Source organism: Bacillus sp. SB49, assembly GCF_000469135.2.
Classification (GTDB): Bacteria; Bacillota; Bacilli; order Bacillales; family Halobacillaceae; genus Halobacillus.
In genome coordinates this window covers 3,033,261-3,049,542 of the sequence record NZ_CP048117.1, presented here as the reverse complement: position 1 = coordinate 3,049,542, position 16,282 = coordinate 3,033,261, and the positions used below count along the sequence as shown (strand labels likewise).

27 protein-coding genes are annotated in these 16,282 nt (G+C 50.2%); 18 read left to right on the top strand and 9 right to left on the bottom strand.

Features of this window, described 5'->3' with window-relative positions; genetic code table 11:
• Positions 1–18: 18 nt before the first annotated feature.
• The 5 genes from M662_RS15995 (at position 19) to M662_RS15975 (ending at position 2,867) form a co-directional block, all read left to right on the top strand.
• Positions 19–177 (top strand): DUF2964 family protein, encoded by a 159-nt coding sequence (locus tag M662_RS15995; protein ID WP_161484915.1) that lies wholly within the window; start codon positions 19–21, stop codon positions 175–177.
• A 312-nt stretch (positions 178–489) separates the two neighbouring features.
• Entirely contained in the window at positions 490–1,047 is a 558-nt protein-coding gene (locus tag M662_RS15990) for a maltose acetyltransferase domain-containing protein (RefSeq protein ID WP_026578049.1), read from the top strand.
• Positions 1,048–1,140: 93 nt separating this feature from the next.
• A complete protein-coding gene (locus M662_RS15985) occupies positions 1,141–1,404 on the top strand; it encodes a hypothetical protein (protein ID WP_026578050.1) in 264 nt (87 codons plus the stop codon).
• A gap of 29 nt (positions 1,405–1,433) precedes the next feature.
• Positions 1,434–2,627, top strand: coding sequence for a M28 family peptidase (locus M662_RS15980; protein WP_026578051.1), 1,194 nt, complete (start codon positions 1,434–1,436; stop codon positions 2,625–2,627).
• A gap of 18 nt (positions 2,628–2,645) precedes the next feature.
• Complete coding sequence (locus M662_RS15975) at positions 2,646–2,867, top strand: DUF3951 domain-containing protein (protein WP_051348912.1); 222 nt, start codon at positions 2,646–2,648, stop codon at positions 2,865–2,867.
• Positions 2,868–2,976: 109 nt separating this feature from the next.
• Here M662_RS15975 and M662_RS15970 read toward each other — a convergent pair whose 3' ends face one another.
• Both M662_RS15970 and M662_RS19490 read right to left on the bottom strand, forming a co-directional pair.
• Positions 2,977–3,276 carry a hypothetical protein gene (locus M662_RS15970; RefSeq protein ID WP_026578053.1) on the bottom strand — a complete coding sequence of 100 codons (300 nt, stop codon included), beginning with the start codon at positions 3,274–3,276 and terminating at the stop codon, positions 2,977–2,979.
• 60 nt (positions 3,277–3,336) lie between these two features.
• Positions 3,337–3,480, bottom strand: a complete 144-nt coding sequence (locus tag M662_RS19490) for a hypothetical protein (RefSeq protein ID WP_008633385.1) — start codon at positions 3,478–3,480, stop codon at positions 3,337–3,339.
• Positions 3,481–3,681: 201 nt separating this feature from the next.
• Between M662_RS19490 and M662_RS15965 the strand changes: the two genes are divergently transcribed.
• Positions 3,682–3,855, top strand: a complete 174-nt coding sequence (locus M662_RS15965; RefSeq protein ID WP_162129307.1) for a hypothetical protein — start codon at positions 3,682–3,684, stop codon at positions 3,853–3,855.
• 61 nt (positions 3,856–3,916) lie between these two features.
• Here M662_RS15965 and M662_RS15960 read toward each other — a convergent pair whose 3' ends face one another.
• Positions 3,917–4,906 carry an ABC transporter substrate-binding protein gene (locus M662_RS15960; RefSeq protein WP_026578054.1) on the bottom strand — a complete coding sequence of 330 codons (990 nt, stop codon included), beginning with the start codon at positions 4,904–4,906 and terminating at the stop codon, positions 3,917–3,919.
• A gap of 249 nt (positions 4,907–5,155) precedes the next feature.
• On the opposite strand from M662_RS15960, the gene M662_RS15955 reads away from it, so the two are divergent.
• The 3 genes from M662_RS15955 (at position 5,156) to M662_RS15945 (ending at position 7,626) form a co-directional block, all read left to right on the top strand.
• On the top strand, positions 5,156–6,103 hold the full coding sequence (locus M662_RS15955) for a FecCD family ABC transporter permease (RefSeq protein ID WP_051348938.1): 948 nt from the start codon (positions 5,156–5,158) through the stop codon (positions 6,101–6,103).
• Complete coding sequence (locus M662_RS15950) at positions 6,100–7,155, top strand: FecCD family ABC transporter permease (RefSeq protein WP_008633378.1); 1,056 nt, start codon at positions 6,100–6,102, stop codon at positions 7,153–7,155. The genes M662_RS15955 and M662_RS15950 overlap by 4 nt, the downstream gene beginning before the upstream one ends.
• Positions 7,156–7,275: 120 nt before the next feature.
• Entirely contained in the window at positions 7,276–7,626 is a 351-nt protein-coding gene (locus tag M662_RS15945) for a DUF2200 domain-containing protein (RefSeq protein WP_008633377.1), read from the top strand.
• 89 nt (positions 7,627–7,715) lie between these two features.
• Here M662_RS15945 and M662_RS15940 read toward each other — a convergent pair whose 3' ends face one another.
• Positions 7,716–8,426 carry a hypothetical protein gene (locus M662_RS15940; protein WP_026578055.1) on the bottom strand — a complete coding sequence of 237 codons (711 nt, stop codon included), beginning with the start codon at positions 8,424–8,426 and terminating at the stop codon, positions 7,716–7,718.
• 163 nt (positions 8,427–8,589) lie between these two features.
• Here M662_RS15940 and M662_RS15935 point away from each other — a divergent pair, with 163 nt between their 5' ends.
• The 5 genes from M662_RS15935 (at position 8,590) to M662_RS15915 (ending at position 10,870) form a co-directional block, all read left to right on the top strand.
• The gene (locus M662_RS15935; RefSeq protein ID WP_051348913.1) at positions 8,590–9,840 is read left to right on the top strand and encodes an MFS transporter; all 1,251 of its coding nucleotides are present in this window, start codon (positions 8,590–8,592) and stop codon (positions 9,838–9,840) included.
• A gap of 18 nt (positions 9,841–9,858) precedes the next feature.
• Positions 9,859–10,050 (top strand): hypothetical protein, encoded by a 192-nt coding sequence (locus tag M662_RS15930; protein WP_026578057.1) that lies wholly within the window; start codon positions 9,859–9,861, stop codon positions 10,048–10,050.
• Positions 10,047–10,283: a hypothetical protein gene (locus M662_RS15925; protein ID WP_026578058.1), complete on the top strand. Its 237-nt coding sequence runs from the start codon at positions 10,047–10,049 to the stop codon at positions 10,281–10,283. The genes M662_RS15930 and M662_RS15925 overlap by 4 nt, the downstream gene beginning before the upstream one ends.
• A gap of 43 nt (positions 10,284–10,326) precedes the next feature.
• Positions 10,327–10,605 carry a hypothetical protein gene (locus M662_RS15920; protein ID WP_008633372.1) on the top strand — a complete coding sequence of 93 codons (279 nt, stop codon included), beginning with the start codon at positions 10,327–10,329 and terminating at the stop codon, positions 10,603–10,605.
• A gap of 67 nt (positions 10,606–10,672) precedes the next feature.
• Positions 10,673–10,870 (top strand): hypothetical protein, encoded by a 198-nt coding sequence (locus M662_RS15915; RefSeq protein WP_026578059.1) that lies wholly within the window; start codon positions 10,673–10,675, stop codon positions 10,868–10,870.
• A 165-nt stretch (positions 10,871–11,035) separates the two neighbouring features.
• Here M662_RS15915 and M662_RS15910 read toward each other — a convergent pair whose 3' ends face one another.
• Positions 11,036–11,245, bottom strand: coding sequence for a hypothetical protein (locus tag M662_RS15910; RefSeq protein ID WP_008633369.1), 210 nt, complete (start codon positions 11,243–11,245; stop codon positions 11,036–11,038).
• A gap of 82 nt (positions 11,246–11,327) precedes the next feature.
• Here M662_RS15910 and M662_RS15905 point away from each other — a divergent pair, with 82 nt between their 5' ends.
• Positions 11,328–11,498, top strand: coding sequence for a hypothetical protein (locus M662_RS15905; protein WP_008633367.1), 171 nt, complete (start codon positions 11,328–11,330; stop codon positions 11,496–11,498).
• Between the two features lie 61 nt (positions 11,499–11,559).
• Here M662_RS15905 and M662_RS15900 read toward each other — a convergent pair whose 3' ends face one another.
• Genes M662_RS15900 through M662_RS15890 form a run of 3 tightly spaced genes read right to left on the bottom strand, consistent with a single transcriptional unit; the run spans position 11,560 to position 13,748 of the window.
• Positions 11,560–12,480 carry an alpha/beta hydrolase gene (locus M662_RS15900; RefSeq protein ID WP_051348914.1) on the bottom strand — a complete coding sequence of 307 codons (921 nt, stop codon included), beginning with the start codon at positions 12,478–12,480 and terminating at the stop codon, positions 11,560–11,562.
• A gap of 15 nt (positions 12,481–12,495) precedes the next feature.
• Positions 12,496–13,215 carry a CPBP family intramembrane glutamic endopeptidase gene (locus M662_RS15895; RefSeq protein WP_051348915.1) on the bottom strand — a complete coding sequence of 240 codons (720 nt, stop codon included), beginning with the start codon at positions 13,213–13,215 and terminating at the stop codon, positions 12,496–12,498.
• A complete protein-coding gene (locus M662_RS15890; RefSeq protein WP_026578060.1) occupies positions 13,212–13,748 on the bottom strand; it encodes a helix-turn-helix domain-containing protein in 537 nt (178 codons plus the stop codon). The genes M662_RS15895 and M662_RS15890 overlap by 4 nt, the downstream gene beginning before the upstream one ends.
• Positions 13,749–13,966: 218 nt before the next feature.
• Here M662_RS15890 and M662_RS15885 point away from each other — a divergent pair, with 218 nt between their 5' ends.
• Positions 13,967–14,626, top strand: a complete 660-nt coding sequence (locus M662_RS15885; RefSeq protein WP_026578061.1) for a haloacid dehalogenase type II — start codon at positions 13,967–13,969, stop codon at positions 14,624–14,626.
• A gap of 133 nt (positions 14,627–14,759) precedes the next feature.
• Entirely contained in the window at positions 14,760–14,933 is a 174-nt protein-coding gene (locus M662_RS15880; RefSeq protein WP_008633359.1) for a spore germination protein, read from the top strand.
• A 45-nt stretch (positions 14,934–14,978) separates the two neighbouring features.
• On the opposite strand, the gene M662_RS15875 is transcribed toward M662_RS15880, so the two are convergent.
• On the bottom strand, positions 14,979–15,740 hold the full coding sequence (locus tag M662_RS15875) for an MBL fold metallo-hydrolase (RefSeq protein ID WP_026578062.1): 762 nt from the start codon (positions 15,738–15,740) through the stop codon (positions 14,979–14,981).
• Positions 15,741–15,858: 118 nt separating this feature from the next.
• On the opposite strand from M662_RS15875, the gene M662_RS15870 reads away from it, so the two are divergent.
• Complete coding sequence (locus tag M662_RS15870) at positions 15,859–16,278, top strand: Lrp/AsnC family transcriptional regulator (RefSeq protein WP_026578063.1); 420 nt, start codon at positions 15,859–15,861, stop codon at positions 16,276–16,278.
• The last annotated feature ends 4 nt before the right edge of the window (positions 16,279–16,282 follow it).

Here is a 16,282-nt window from a genome sequence, read left to right as displayed (position 1 = left end):
TAGAAAGGAGTGTTTCTTTTGAACGTTCCTATCAAGATCATGTTAGCTGGAATCGCGATTCTGTTAGTCGGCGTCTTGTTCCAAAACGAGCCCGGGCTTCGCTACGGTTTGTGGATCGGTGGGTTTGGTTTGGTTGTAACCATTATAGGTTTACTTACGCCGGAAGATCGGAAGTAGGACAACACCTTAATAAAGACGACTTTTACTGAATTCTCACATGGGACTTAAGAAAAACTTCGCAAAAAGACACCCAAATGAAAAGGGATAGTTACCTTGAAGGGCGGAGGTAAATGGGCAGACTCCTACGGGCTCACCGGCCGCCCTGTGGAAAGCGTCCCATTTACCGGAGTCCGCTCTCCACATAAGCATTTTTTTATTTTTAGCCTCTATTCTCAGAGGCTATTTTTTATAGGAGATAGAGAAGGAATCCCTGCTCTCTTCCAGAATAGATAAAGAGAAAAGAACTTCATCTGCAGAGGGGCTATGGGAATGAAATCTGAAAAAGAAAAGATGATCGCCGGTGAGTTTTATGATCCGGCCGATAGAGAATTACTCGAAGGCAGGCGCCGGTCGAGACGGCTGGTCCGCAGGCTGAATGATATAGAAGAAGAGGACGAAGCGGCACGTGCCGAAGTGTTGAAGGAGCTTTTCGGTTCGACAGGAGAGCAGCTTTACGTGGAATCGACCTTCCGCTGTGATTACGGCTATAACATTCATGTCGGGGAAGACTTTTATGCCAACTTCGACTGCACGATACTGGACGGCGGGAAAGTGACGATCGGCGACCAGTGCATGCTTGCGCCCGGCGTTCACATTTATACCAATACCCACCCGACCGATGCCGGGGAGCGGACGTCCGGAATTGAATTCACAAAGCCGGTGACGATCGGGAACCGTGTCTGGATCGGAGGGCGGGCAGTCATCAATCCGGGCGTGACCATCGGTGATGATGCCGTGATCGCCTCAGGTGCGGTCGTTGTAAAAGATGTACCGGACAATGTCGTGGTCGGAGGAAATCCGGCCCGTATCATCAAAAAATTGGATTAGCAGGGAGGCGGCGAACGTGTCGCCTTTTTTGTATTCTGGAAATGATTTGAAACGAAGAGGAAGAGAGAACGTACACAAGTAAGAGAGGTGGAAATGATGAAAGGATTGGAAGTATTGTTATTAATTCTGGCAGCCACTGGAGTGTGTATCTACCTTTTTTATGAGGCGGACTTTCTTATTTACACAGCCTTAGTCTGCGGAATCGTCTATTCTATCCTCCGTTGGAAACGGACGCACAAGCAGAGGAAGGGGGAGGTTTTAGCGAGCCCGGATGTCAGGAACCATAGCTCTTTTCATTCTTATGATAGAGAGTTTTTCGATGACGACATTTCGAGTGGAGATGGGGACGACACTTAAGGTGCAGGGAGCCTAAAAGGGGGAGTGGGATGGAACAGAGGTCGATGGTTCATCTGAAAAAATTAGCCGAAGAGATTGGGTGCCGCCCGGTCGGAAGTGAAGCCAACCACGAAGCGGCGCAGTATATAGAGGAATGCTTCGCAGGCTGTGGCCTGGAGGTAGAGGTCCAGACATTTGAAGTGCCGGACTGGCAGCTCACGGATGCTTACATAGAGGTAGACGGGAGGAGATTGGAAGCAACGGGGAATAACTTTTCCGAGTCGTGTGCCGTTACCGGGGAGATCGTTCCTTTCTGCACGATGGATGAACTGGACGCATCTCCGGAACTCCACGGGAAAATCGCTTTTCTCTACGGGGAGCTTTCCAAGGAAAACTACGTTCCAAAGGGCTTCTCCATCTATAACCCGGAACATCACCGCCGGACGATTCAATTACTTGAGGATAAAGAGCCTTCTGCCATCCTCTTCGTAAGTATGGAGAAAGGGCAGCGTGTTCCGATCGTCAACGATTGGGACTTCCGGATTCCGTCGCTCACGGTAACGCCGGAGACGGCTCTTTCCGTCAAGGGTACCGCAACGGTCGTGATCCAGTCGGAGAGAAGACAGGGGAAAACGTGCAATGTGATAGGTCGCAGGCAAGGAGCAGGTCGGGAGAAAATCATTCTTGCCGCCCACTATGACACCGTATTCGATACAGCCGGTGCCTTTGATAATGGGTCGGGTGTCGCCCTCCTCCTCGCGCTTGTCGAGGAAATCGCCAGGCGGACGGACTGGCGTACAGGATTTGAATGCATCGCCTTCAGCTCAGAAGAATACCTCGGCCTCGGAGACGATCACTACGTGAAGGAGCACGAAGCAGGTTTGAAGGATGCAATTGTCGCCATGAATTTCGACGGAATTGGTCAGTCCCTCGGCACGAATACGATGACGCTTATGGCCGGGTCAGAGGCATTGGAGAAAGCGTTGAAGCGTCGGAAGCACTCCCACCCTGCGGTGCAATGGCGGACCCCGTGGTATGAAAGCAATCATTACACCTTTTTCGCGCGCGGCGTCCCGAGTATCCCGTTCAGCTGCACCGGTGTTTCCGACCTGCTCCACTCGAAGGAGGACACAATCAGTTGGATCAGTCAGGAGAAGCTGCAGGAAGTCCAGTCGCTTGCTTTAGAGATCATCGAAGACCTGCAGGACAGGCAGGTGGAATGGGCGAAGAAGCAGGATTCATGAAGGAAGGGAGAGGAATGTATGGTTTATATCGTGGCAGTTTTCTCGCTTGCCTTTGTGTCGCTGCTTATTTTAGTTGCCTATAAATTATTGATAAAGAAAGAAACCATCCACAATTATTATACGCCGTTCGATCATATTACCGGCCAGGTCGTCCATGAGTTCCAGGAAGAAAATTTGGAAGACGAAGAGGTGGAGGAAAGCGAGCAGGGGGATGGGAAGAGACCGGAGGAAAACGATTGATAGAAACGCCGGCTGCCGCATTCACACTTTACAAATGAGATATACAATGGACTGAACACCTATATAAGCATGAGAAAAAGAGGCTGATCCCTGGATCAACCTCTTTTCTTTAAGACTTTTTCAATAGAGCCTCGATATTCGTATTCAGCTTCACCAATTCCGTCTTAATTTCCGCCAATTCCTTCTTTACCCCTTCAAACGTGTCCGATGCAGCTCCGGTGATGTCACCGAAAATGCCGGACAGGTCCAAGTCGTCTGCAGCATCGTTTTTCAGCAGGTTGTTGAATAAAGCATCCTCTTTCGTCAGTTTGGATGCGAGATTCATCAAAGAATCCAGATTCAATTCTTGGGACGAATCTTTCTTCGTTTCTTTTGAATTGTTCTTATCGATTTGATCGAATTTACTCATAGGTATTTCCCCTTTCTCTAATAATGAAGGGGCTGTGGTTTTATCCATAGCCCCTTATGATTAGTTGATGGTTCGCAGGATCTCATTAATGCAGTTAATGACGATCTGGCGTTGCTCACTGGATCCTAGTAGAACAGCGACCAAAAGACCCAGCAAAAACAGGACAGCGATCAGTACCGCAACTAAGTTTCGTAAGAAGTTCATGATTTTCCCTCCTCCATTACTGGAATGTAGGAGACGTCTCTTACTTTAATAATCTATGAAAAAACCTCCTACCCGCTTGTACCATCGCCTTTGTTGATAGAAATGAGCCGAATTGCTCAATGGTGAACAGTAGTTTGAAGGGAGAGTGGAAGGGTACTTCAATTGGATGGAGTCTATTACATCCGAATATGGAGGGTTTTGATGGGGGAGATGGGAAGGAACATCGTCATCATTCTATTAGTGATCGGAGGCTGGGCCGCGGTCATTCTCCGTGATTTTCCCGGTGCAAAGGCGAAGGCAGACGGGTCCAAAAGTCTTGTCATCTTGGCTGTCGTCTGTTCGGCATTACTTATATGGATCGGGATGAGCTTATAACCATGAAAAAAACGGCCGGGGAAGCTCCCCGGCCGTTCGTTCTTTCCTTTATTAGAGATTATTATTCTTCTGTCATGATTTCCTGCAGTTCATCGAGCATCTGGTTGGCTGCAATGACGCCTCCGGCAGTGTTCCAGACGGCATCGCTCACTTTATGAGCGTTTCCTTCCTGGACTACATTGAGGTTCTTCCATAATGGATCGCTTGTCCATTCTTCTTCTGTGCTCAATGCTTCCGGGTCGTCCTGAGGGGCGTAAGTGAAGTAGAAGAGGATATCTCCATCCATTTTCGGAATGGCTTCTTTTCCTACTTCGATGGCAAGTTCACCCATTTTGTTGCTTTCGTCGAACATCTCTGTCTGTGCTTCGGTACGTTTGAAGCCAAGCTCGTCAAGGATGACTCCGGAGAAGGAATCCTTGTAGTAGATCCGGGATGTTCCGGCCATGAAGCGTACGACGGAAACTTCCTGATCTGTCTTATCTCCAAGGGCTGTCTTCACTTCTTCGACGTGCGCGTCATAGTCAGCAAGTACTTCTTCGCCTTTGTCTTCAAGGCCGAGTGCCTCTGCGTAAAGCTTGAAGTTCTCCTTCCAGTCTCCGCGCAGCTGCTCGGAGAATACGGTCGGTGCAATAGCGCTAAGTTTGTCATAGACGGCTTCCTGACGCTGTTTGTTTCCGATGATCAGATCCGGCTGCAGTTCCGCGATCTTCTCTACGTTCACTTCCTGCTCCAGACCGACGACCTCGACACCATCCATGTCTGCTTCGATATGCTTATACCAAGGATCGCCAAGCCACGATTGGACGGCTCCGGTCGGTTGGACGCCGAGTGCCAGGACGGCTTCTGTTCCTTCGTTAGTCAGTACGACGACTTTCTTCGGCTTCTCCGGGATTTCCGTTTCTCCCATCGCGTGCTTCACCGTGTACGATTCCCCGCCGTCGCCACTGTTGGTGTCTTCTGCCTCTTTATCCGAGTCGCTTCCGCAAGCGGTAATGAACAACAGCGCAAGAACGGATAAGAATACCCATAAACTCTTCTTATATGTACGCATAAGTCTCCTCCTAAGAATGATATTCATTATCATTTACCTAAGCTATATAGTAAAAAAAGATGATACGTTTGTCAATGGCGATATTGAAAATCATTTTCAATAATAAGAATGTTTGATACAATTTCAATGGTTGTATGGAAGTGGCGAACGCTTGCGGCTTCCGCTTTTTAACACTTTGGTGTAGGGGAGATTCTCTTGATCCATTCCAATAGAGCAAAAACACTTGTATTTATCGGCAGTGTCCTGCTTATGCTTGCGTCGATGGGGGCAAGCATTGTGTACGGTTATGCCGACACGGGCTGGAACACGGCCTATCAGGCGTTCCTGGATTTCGATAATTCCAATGAACATATCATCATTCAGGATGTCCGACTTCCTCGGGCGCTGATTGCGACGGTTGTCGGGGCGGGGCTTGCCGTTTCCGGTGTCCTGCTTCAGGCGCTGACGAACAATCCGCTCGCATCTCCAAGCGTATTCGGGATCAATGCCGGAGCAGGCTTCTTTATCGTCGTCGCTTTTTCTTTCTTTTCCATCAATAATATCCAAGCCTTTACCTGGATCGCTTTCCTCGGAGCAGGCGTGACGGCGGCGATCGTCTACATACTCGGCTCTGCCGGGAGGGAAGGACTGACGCCGGTCAAACTGACGCTGGCCGGAGCGGCGATGGCGGCGTTCTTTTCTTCGATGACGCAGGGACTGCTGGTCGTGAATGAGGCAGCCTTTGATGAAGTGCTTTTCTGGTTGTCCGGATCGGTGCAGGGAAGGAAGCTGGAATCCTTGATCACGGTGCTTCCTTATATGACGGTTGGTTTCGTCCTGTGCATTTTCCTTGCCGGGAAGATCAATATCCTTGTCATGGGGGATGACGTAGCGAACGGTCTCGGGCTGAAAACGCCGCTTGTCCGGTTCTTCGGCATTGCTACGGTCGTGCTGTTATCCGGGGGTTCAGTCGCCATCGCAGGTCCGATCATTTTCGTAGGCGTCGTCGTGCCGCATATTACGAAGTACCTGGTCGGCAACGATTACCGCTGGATTCTTCCGTACAGTGCCGTTCTCGGTGCGATTCTCCTGCTGAACGCGGATATCGCAGCAAGGTACATCGTCATGCCGAGTGAGGTGCCTGTCGGTGTCATGACCGCGATGCTCGGCATTCCTTTCTTCATTTACATTGCGAGAAAAGGGAGGGAGGACGCATGAATAGATACAAAACGATCCGCTCGAAGAACGGGCGTATTTCCTTTCTTATTGATAAAAAAGCCTTGCGTATCAGCCTGATCCTGCTACTGACGGCAGCGATCGTATTCCTGATCAGTACCGGGGTCGGTGAGACGATGATCAATCCGATTGACGTTTTTCAAACATTGATCGGAAACGGTACCGCCTACCATGAATTGATCATCCAGTCGTTCCGCTTACCGAGGATCATCGTTTCCTTCCTCGTCGGTGCTTGTCTGGCTGTAGCGGGAGGCATCCTTCAGAGTCTCGTACGTAATCCGCTCGCATCACCGGACATCATCGGGATAACGGGTGGAGCGTCAGTGGCTGTCGTTGTCTTCCTGATGCTGTTCTCGGATCAGAACAATTCCTTGATGGTAAGTATTCACTGGATGCCGCTTGCCGCCTTCATCGGCGCGGTCATCACAGGCTTCAGCGTGTACTTCCTCGCAAGGAAAAAGACGACTTCGGCTTTAAGGCTGGTGTTGATCGGTATCGGAGTGTCGATGTTCATGAAGTCCTTGACGACGCTGTTCATGATCAAAGGACCGATCTATCAGGCGACTCAGGCGAACGTCTGGATCACGGGTTCTGTGAGCGCCGCCAACTGGGACCAGGTGACGATCCTGCTTCCTGCTGCGGTCGTCCTGCTGCTGGTGACGGCAATGGTCACGAAGCAGCTCGACATCCTGGACTTAGGAGACGGCATTGCGACGGGAGTCGGAAGCAACGTCAAGTTGAGCCGTCTCTTGCTGCTGTTGTTGAGCATCGGGCTCACGGCTGTCGGGGTAGCCTTCGCCGGCGGCATCGGGTTCGTCGGTTTAATGGCCCCTCATATGGCACGGAGGCTTGTCGGTACGGGCTTTGCTCCGCTGCTTCCGGTTGCGGCACTGCTCGGGGGAATTCTCGTCATGCTCGCAGATTTCGCGGGAAAGACGCTGTTCCTTCCGTTGGAAGTGCCGGCCGGTGTATTTACAGCAGCCATCGGTGCCCCTTACTTCATTTTTCTTTTGTACAAAAGCAGAAATGCATAAAGGATGGCGCAGGAGCGGTTCTTCTCTTTGGGAAGGACCGCTTTTTTTTGAGTATAGCGGTAGGTGTTTTATGTTACGCTGGATATACAGGAACTATAGACAGTGGAAGGAGGGAATCTTATGCCTGAGCACAAAATTTATTCGATGAGCTTTGCGAAGGTTTATCCGGCTTACGTTGCCAAGGCGGAAAGAAAAGGGCGGACGAAAGAGGAAGTGGATGAAATCATCCGCTGGATCACCGGTTACAGCCAGGAACAAATGGAGGGTGTCCTGGAAAATCAGACAGACTTCCAGACCTTTTTCGCGGAGGCTCCAGCGCTGAACCCGAACCGAACGATGATCAAAGGCGTCATCTGCGGAGTGCGGGTGGAAGAGATCGAAGAACCGACGATGCGGGAAATCCGGTATATGGATAAGCTGATCGACGAGCTGGCAAAGGGAAAAGCGATGGAGAAGATACTTCGGAAATAAGAGAAATCAAGCCCTGCATGTCGGTGTGTGCAGGGCTTGATTTTTAGGATATTTATAGTTGTTGGGCTGTCACGGGCTATATACTTGTTTTACAGCCTTTCGTTCTGTCCGTTCCTTTTCCGGCAGGGATCTTGTTTCCTGATGACTTTCCCTGAGAAGTTTGTGTAGGATATGAGCGCAATCGGTTGAAAGCTGGTGATGGTGAAGTTTACCGGAATCAGCGGAGTTGTGGTATCTGTCGTTCGCAGAGAGTTGACCATCGGCACAGGTGAATACCTGCCCAGCTGCGCGGTGATCGTATAGACGTGTTTTACGGCGGTGGTATTTGTGTCGATATACTGGAAGGTGGTCGTCGCAGCAGACGGCAGTCCGTTGCTTGTAGACACGGGAGTGAGGTCGATCTGAGAGAGACTTATACTTTCCGTCGTGGAGGTGACGGCGCCGGGAACCCTTGCCCGGAACATAAGCGTCCGGAAATCCGTAGTCGTGAAGATCAGTTCTTCATCGCGGTACACGTTAAACGTGACAGGGGCTTCGACCATTACGTTTACCGTCGATTCCAGAGTCGTTAACGGCTCCGCTGTGATGGGGAGGTAGGCAGTAAGGACAGCCGCTCCACCCAATGTGATCAGCCAATTCGCGGTTGCGATCAGTTCTATCTGATTGCTCAAGCATAGACGCTCCAAGCTCACTGGAACCTGCAGGCCCGTTTCTACCCCTGTCGTCTGGAGCGGGATAAGCAGGGATGGTGGTGTTTCTTTGTGGTTGTAGGATTTGAGGAGCCCGTCGGATGCATACATAAGCATTCCTCCTTTCCGATAGAATGAAAGAGACAAAGGACGTCTCTTTTAACTAACATATGATGAAAGAGGAAAGTTGGCTGGGAGAAGGACATTAAAACGATAGATTCATAGAATGATCCTATACATAGAAAAAAAGAATAACGAGTGAGAAGGTGCCTGGATGGGAATGGAGAAAGTAGAAACAGCTTCTGAACACGTGTCAAAGGAACAGCGGAAAACGTTGTACCGCAAAGTATTGGTGGTCGTCAGTATATCGCAGATTCTCGGCGGCGCTGGCCTTGCAGCCGGAATTACCGTCGGTGCTCTGCTTGCTCAGCAGATGCTCGGCACCGATGCATACGCAGGGTTGCCGGCGGCGCTCTTTACATTGGGGTCGGCGGTCGCCGCGTGGGCGGTCGGAAGGTTATCCCAGCGGTACGGGCGAAGGACAGGGCTTGCGGCAGGTTTCGCTGTAGGAGGCCTCGGTTCAGCCGGGGTGGTGCTCGCTGCCATTTTCAACAGCGTCTTCCTTTTATTTGCGGCTTTATTCATCTACGGAGCTGGAACAGCAACGAACCTCCAAGCACGCTACGCAGGTACGGATTTAGCGGATCGGAAGCAGCGGGCGACCGCGGTCAGCATCACGATGGTGATGACGACGTTCGGAGCGGTGGCTGGGCCGAATCTTGTCGGTGTCATGGGAAATGCGGCTCTGTCTATCGGTATCCCGGCACTCGCCGGGCCGTTTCTCTTATCGGGGGCGGCTTTCCTTTTGGCTGGTCTGTTTCTGTTCGTTATGCTGCGGCCGGATCCGTTGACGATGGCGAAGAAGCTGGCGGTTCAGGAGGAAGTTTGCAAAAGGGATGGAGCAGTAGCTGCAGCGGTTAACAAGCGCGGACTTGCGGTCGGAGCAGTGGTTATGGTGCTCACCCAGATGGTGATGGTTGCCATCATGACGATGACTCCTGTTCACATGGGGCATCACGGTCATGGACTCCGGGAGATCGGCATGGTCATCGGTTTCCATATTGGAGCGATGTATCTCCCGTCGCTTGTGACCGGTGTCCTCGTCGACAAATTCGGCCGTACCGCGATGAGCATCGCTTCGGGTGTGACACTGCTGCTCGCAGGACTGGTGGCAGCGCTCGCTCCGGATGATTCGGTTGTGCTCTTAATCGTTGCTTTATCGCTGCTTGGATTAGGCTGGAACTTCGGACTGATCAGCGGTACCGCCCAGATCATCGACTCGACGACGCCGTTCACACGTGCGAAAACACAGGGGACGCTTGATGTGTTCGTTGCGCTCGCAGGTGCTTCCGGCGGGGCCCTATCAGGAATGGTGGTCGCACACGCCGGATATGCTGCGCTGTCCATCGGTGGTGGACTATTATCACTCGTTCTCCTGCCAGTGGTAATCTGGTCACGAAGGTAGTCCGGAAAGGAGGAGAAGATGTCAAGAGCGAAAAAGGTTAAGGATATCGTCCGTTTTCTCTATATTCTGGTCGTCATTGCGGTCAGTCCGTTCTTACATAAACATGTGCCGGTCGTGTTGTCGCTCGCACTAGTGCTCGCAGCTTATCCGATCTTGATGTACTTGACGGAAGCTGGAATGAAAGATAGAGGAAGGAGGGATGATGGATGAAGTACGTCATCGGCATGTTTGTTGTGATGACTGCGATGGTTATCATCACGTTGACGAACGAGTACATTTTTCACGGGGATTATGGGGCAATTGCCAGCTGGGCCATCGTCCTACTGTTTCTCTTAGGTGGAATATGCTTTGTAAATGCCAGGTATTATTTATCAGGAAGTAAGCTGTCTTCTACAGAGAAGTTCTTTTTTTTGCATAGGAAGAATGATAGGATTAGGAAATAGTTCATGGGATAAAAAGGAAGAAAAAAGAGGAGGGGATGTAGACATGGATAGGGAAAACATGTCAGAAGAAGAAAAGTGGGCAGAGATCGAGCGCCTGCAGGAAGAGGAAGACCGCCAATCCGAAATTCTGAAGGAGCTGACGGGGAAGGGGCTTTACGAGGTCATGGTGGAGCCGGATGAGGATGGAGTCGTTTATATAGACAGCGAGGATCATGATCATCCCCTCGTTCACGATCTGTACGAGGAAGAACCTGATCGGGATACCATTGGCTTGTTTCATCCTTTAAACAATGGAAAGTCCATCTACCTTCCGGGAAAATAACGCCATTGTTGAAACCGAAATCCACCGCGTACGTATAGATACCATAAGGTGGAAAGAGGGGATTCCGATGATAAAGACTGACTCCTGTCCGAAATGCGGCGGGCAGAAAGTGAAAGAGGGCGTCGTTCATTCCGCAGCCGGCGCTGTACATATGTTGCCGAAAGGAAATCCGCGGAGCACATCTTCGCCGGTCCTTTCACATTACTGTTCGAGCTGTGGTTACATATTGGAGTGGTATGTGGAGCATCCGGAACGGTTGGATTAAAGAAAAGCCTCTTTTAAAAGGAGGTTTTTTAGCTTGTTGAGGAAGAAGTTTTTGGGAGCACCGGGCTCCGGGAAATGGGACGCTTTCCACGGGGCGGCCGGAGCCTGTCCATTTCCCTCCGCCCTTTACGGAAAACTCCTTTCTATTATTAGGTATAAGTGGCTTTTAACCATCCGTTTCTAATGTGGAAATTTCTCTTTCGATGAGGGATAGGGACAATTCAAATGCATGGATACGCCTTTTGGCTAAGGTGATCTGTGCCTTGTAGCGGGCCGGATTTTCTTTCGCTTGCAACGTTTTTACTGTCTCTTTCAGCTTGTGGACCGTGGAATCGAGCTGCCGTTTCGCTTCCACTAAATCAGAATGGTCGTACATAGGTAATCGTCTCCTTTTCTACAGGTGGATATCGAAGTATAGACGACAGTTGGGAGACTGTCAAAAAAGAAGGAGGACAGGTATGGAATCCTTTATGGTTTTTGGATTTTTAAATGTAATCTTCTATCTGGGTATCCTCGGATTCGCTATTTATTTCGTTGCGGCTATGCTGCATCGATCCAGAGAGAGGAACGAGTATTTGAAGGAGATTCTTGCGGAGTTGAGGAAGCAGAACGCCGATGAGGGTCGCTGAAGGAAAAGGAGGGTCATTCTGATGACCCTCCTTTTTTGTCTGTATGCTTGGCTTACAGCATTTAGGATTGGAGAAACTGGACCAGATCCCGCAGCATGTCCGGGTGCATTTCGTCCTTCCTGATACTTTCTTTATATTCTTTCTTTACGTTCAGAAGTGTATGATCGCCGGATCGTTTCCGGAGCAGATGGTTCATGTCTGGATAAACCTTCACTTCCGCGCCGGTATGAGAAGCGAATGCACGGGCGGATCCTTGCTTCACCTGGACGTCTTTTTCCCCTTCTATGGCGAGGGAACGGGCAGGCACGTAGGAAAGGTAGTCAGCTGTGTCGAAGGCTCTCATTTCCCTCACCCATTTGGCGTTGATTTTCGTTCCTTTGTATTGGATGACATCAGAAGGATCCGCCTCGATTTTCTCATAGAACTTACGGGTCTGCTTTTCAATTTTTTTGTTCACTTTAAGCATCCGGAAAAAGAACCCCTTCATGCCGGAAGCCTCGGCGATTTCCTGTCTGATCATCCGATTCTGATAATCAAGGAGCTCCTCTCCTTTATCAAAGGACCCGCACAGGAAGATGAACCGGTCTGCGCTTCTGTCTCTCATGACGGCCGGTCCGATAATCGCCCCTTCGCTGTGGCCGATCACCGTGACTTCCTCCACCTCGGAACGGCCTTTCAAAAATTCCAGCCAGTCCCCGGCATCTTCGATAAAGTCCCATAAGCCTGCTGCCACATAACTGCCTTCGCTTTTTCCTACTCCCCGTTTGTCGTAGCGCAGCGTGATCAGTCCTGCTTCGTGTAAGCGGCCGGCTAATTCTTTATAGATATCCGCCTGCATCCAGCCGCCATTGCCGTCCCTGTCGACTTTTCCGGACCCGGGAATGAGGAGGACCGCTTTCTTGCTGTGCGGATCGGGCAGGGTAAGGGTCCCGTAAAGCTTTGTTCCTTCTCGCTCTATGACTGCTTCCTGTGCTTTTGTCATCTGCCTTGCCTCCAATTAGAAAAATATAGGTATAAAGATAAGCTGCATGCTGATATGGGCCGTCATATGTGACCATACACTGAACCAGAAGCCGTACTTCCAGTAAAGATATCCGAAAAACAGACCGCCAATGCTGTTCAGGAGAAGCGCTCGAAAAACAACTGGAAGGCTGAGTTCCCCGAATAAGGCCGCGTTGGCCGGCAGGTGCGCGACAGCGAAGAGGATGCTGGTCAGGATGATCGCTGCCCAGTAATAGCTGTCGGGGACGGACCGCTGCTTGCGGATCTTCCCGACCAGATAGATAAACAGTGTCATACCGAAAAGTCGGAGCATCACTTCTTCCACGATCCCTCCATACAAAACTCCGACGGCAAGCCCGGCAAAAGAAGGGGTCGGGGAGTGGTCGGCAAGCCCGGGAATGATCTGCGGGAAAACCCATGCATCCCCTGCTTGAATGAGGAAGCCGGTCAACACACCGAACCACAGCGAAAGAAGAAGTCCCTTCTGTTTTTTCTCCTTCTTGATTAACGTTAAATCGGTACGCTTCTGTAAAATCAGGCCGATCCAGCTGAATAAAAGTGTCAGGACGGCAGCCTGTACGGTCAATACAACCGTGAACACGTCCCGGTCTGGAATAGGAAGCGCGGAGGTGGTGAAGGTTTCTATCGCGATGAAGTACCCCCCTGCTGCACCAAGGATGCTCAAAAGAAAGCTGATTATCCAGATTCTTTTCATTCCGTATCCTCCTGTTCCGGGAGAAAGATTTGATAGAGCTGGATTTTTCTCCCGTTGTTCTCCTTGCTCTTTTGATGGTACTTCTCGTAAATCTGTGCCAGTTCGCTTCGCATGTCGGAGAATTCTTCGTCGGTCAATTGCACGTCCAGCCGATTGAAGCCGAACGGGTCTTTTTCTATCGTGGGGTTGCTCTTGATATAGGCTTCGGTTTGATCCAGCAGCTGAAAGTAGAGAGTGGTGAACAATTGTATCTGTTCCTCTTCGCTCATCTGTGCGAAGTCGCCGGCATGGATCCGGGCTCCGTCCTTTTTTAAGGAATAGGTCTTTTCAACGGCACCGCGGATTTTCTTCTCTTCGATGACGTGGACCACGTTTTCTTTATCTAATACATGAAGGTGCCGGTACAGCGTTGCCTGCGGAATGTCCGGCAGAGCCTGGACGATGGCATAGCCTGTGGCGGGACCTCTCGACAAGTATTGGATGATCTTCATCCGCACCGGGTGCAGAATGGCATCGGCTTTTGATTTACTCATGAAATGTTCCTCCTCCATTATTATCATTTTTGATAACAATGAAAATATACGATAGATCCGGCGTGGAGTCAATAGATATATTCTGCAGATCGCTTCGGATTTACTCTTTTCGGCAGCTCATAACAAGAAGGTTTATGTTTGCCTTGTCTTAAATGTGGCAATGAACAGAAGGGAGAGATACAGTAGGATTTAATTAGAAGAGTCGGAGGTATGTAAACATGATTAAAGCACTTGTATTTGATGCATATGGAACGTTATTCGATGTCTATTCCGTTCGGAAAGCGTGCAACGACCTGTTTCCGGATAAAGGGGATGCGATCAGTCAAACGTGGCGGAGCAAGCAGTTGGAGTATTTTTTCCTGCGTCAGTTGTTCGAACGCTATAAGCCGTTTGATGAAATTACGCGCGATTCGTTGAGGTATGCCTGTAAGGAGAACGGCGTCACGCTGTCTAAAGAGGATGAGAGCCGTCTGATGGAAGCTTATCTTGAGCTTGCATTGTTCGAGGAAGTGGAAGAAGTCTTGAAGGATCTATCCGACAAACAGCTCGTCGTCTTCTCGAATGGTTCCGAGAATATGATCGCTCCACTCGTCGATCAGTCCCGGATTCAGCCGTATATCGATTCGGTCATCAGTGCCGATGAGATCAAGCAGTACAAGCCGACTCCGGCTGCCTACAACCATGCGCTGGAAAGACTCGGCGTGTCGAGGGAGGAAGTGTTGTTCATGTCCTCGAACCCATGGGACATCCTCGGGGCGAAGAGCTTCGGTTTCCGGACGGCCTGGATCAACCGGAACGAGCTTCCGGAAGAAGAACTAGACATCCAGCCGGATTCCATTTACAGCGATTTATCCGGGATTAAGGAATGGACGGAATAACGGTGGACCGAAGCCTTTTGTTTCTACAAAAAAGGAAAAGCCTGAAGTAGCTTCTACAAGGGCGGCTCGACTATACAAACATGGGATAAGCTCCATAAGATGATAGAAGCATGAGGTAAAGGTGGGAAACAATATGCCGTGCATCATTTATGGCAACATCGAAATTGGAAGTTTGTGTGGCGGAGTGGTTAATTTCGGAGATTCCTTGTATATCTCTCCGATCTCGGTATCAGACAGTGAAAGTGACGAAGCGCCGGTCGCACCTGCCAATATTGGCCAGGCTGTGACGGACCCGAATATTACGTAATTTCTTCTATATGAAAAAAGGGAAGCCTGCCACGGCTTCCCTTTTTTAAAAGTCGTACTTTTCTCCGTCTTTCGGTACAAGAAGGTGGGAATGAAATCCGCGTTCCTCTGCGAAATGCGCCAGCTCCTCCCTCGACAACATCCAATGGTTGACCGCTTCCATATGAACAGACAGGATCGTGGCATGTGGTGCAGCGCGGTGCACCTCAAGAATATCTTCTTTTGACATGACGAGAGAACCGCCTTGGTTGAACTGGTTGTCGCCGCCGTTGACGACGATGATGCCCGGTGCGTGCCGGTCGATTTCCTCCTGCACACCTTCATACCAGACCGTGTCTCCTGCGACATACAGGGTTTCTTCTGACGGGTGGCGGAAAACGACACCGCAGACTTCCCCGGTGAGCGTCAGGATGTCCCCTCTCCCGTGTTCTCCTTTTGTTTTGGCGAGTCCGATTCCCTGCCATTCGGTATGGGCTGTCAGGACTTCCACATGACGGAATCCGGATTCTTTCACAGTTTCTGCATCCGCATCGTTCTGGACAAACAGTTTCATGTCTTTCGGCAAAGCGTCCTTCGCTGCGTCATCGAAGTGGTCGAGGTGCAGATGGGTGAGGAGGACTGCGTCGACATCTTGAAGGATCATCTCCACGGGTAACGGCAGATCCACCAATGGATTCTGTTCCTCTTGTCTCGGCGAATCTGGAAACGGGGGATAAGCTCCTTTTTCTGCGAGCATCGGATCGATGAGGACCTTCTTCCCTGCATAGGTGACAAGAAGGGTGGCGTTGCGGATCAGTTGTATATTCATGAGAACATCTCCTTTATTTTAGGCTCAGGTCTATTCTATACTTAAGAAAAAAGGGGATACATAGACAGAATCAAGTCTTTCTCTGTTTTTACTTGATTTATGAAAGGATGGTAGCTGGATGCTCGACCAAACAGACTGGCAGATCATCAAAGAATTGACGAAGAACAGCAGAATCAAGATGAAGGAGCTTGGAGATAAGGTCCATTTGACCGGTCAGGCCGCCGCTTCCCGGGTCGCCAAGCTGGAGGATCAGGGCATCATCGAAGGCTATACGATTACCCTCAACCAGCAGAAGGTGGGCTGGACGATTCATGCCTTCCTTACAATCATCACCGAAAGCATTCATCACCGGCCGTATTTAGAGTTCGTTGACGCAAACAAGGAGTATGTTTCGAATCATTATAAAATCAGCGGAGACGGATGCTACATTCTCGAATGCCGCTTTCCGTCCTATGAAGAACTGGATGCGTTTCTCGTGGATTTAAATAAACAGGCGAACTATAAGCTTTCAATCGTCATTAACAAACAGCCTGTATAAACAT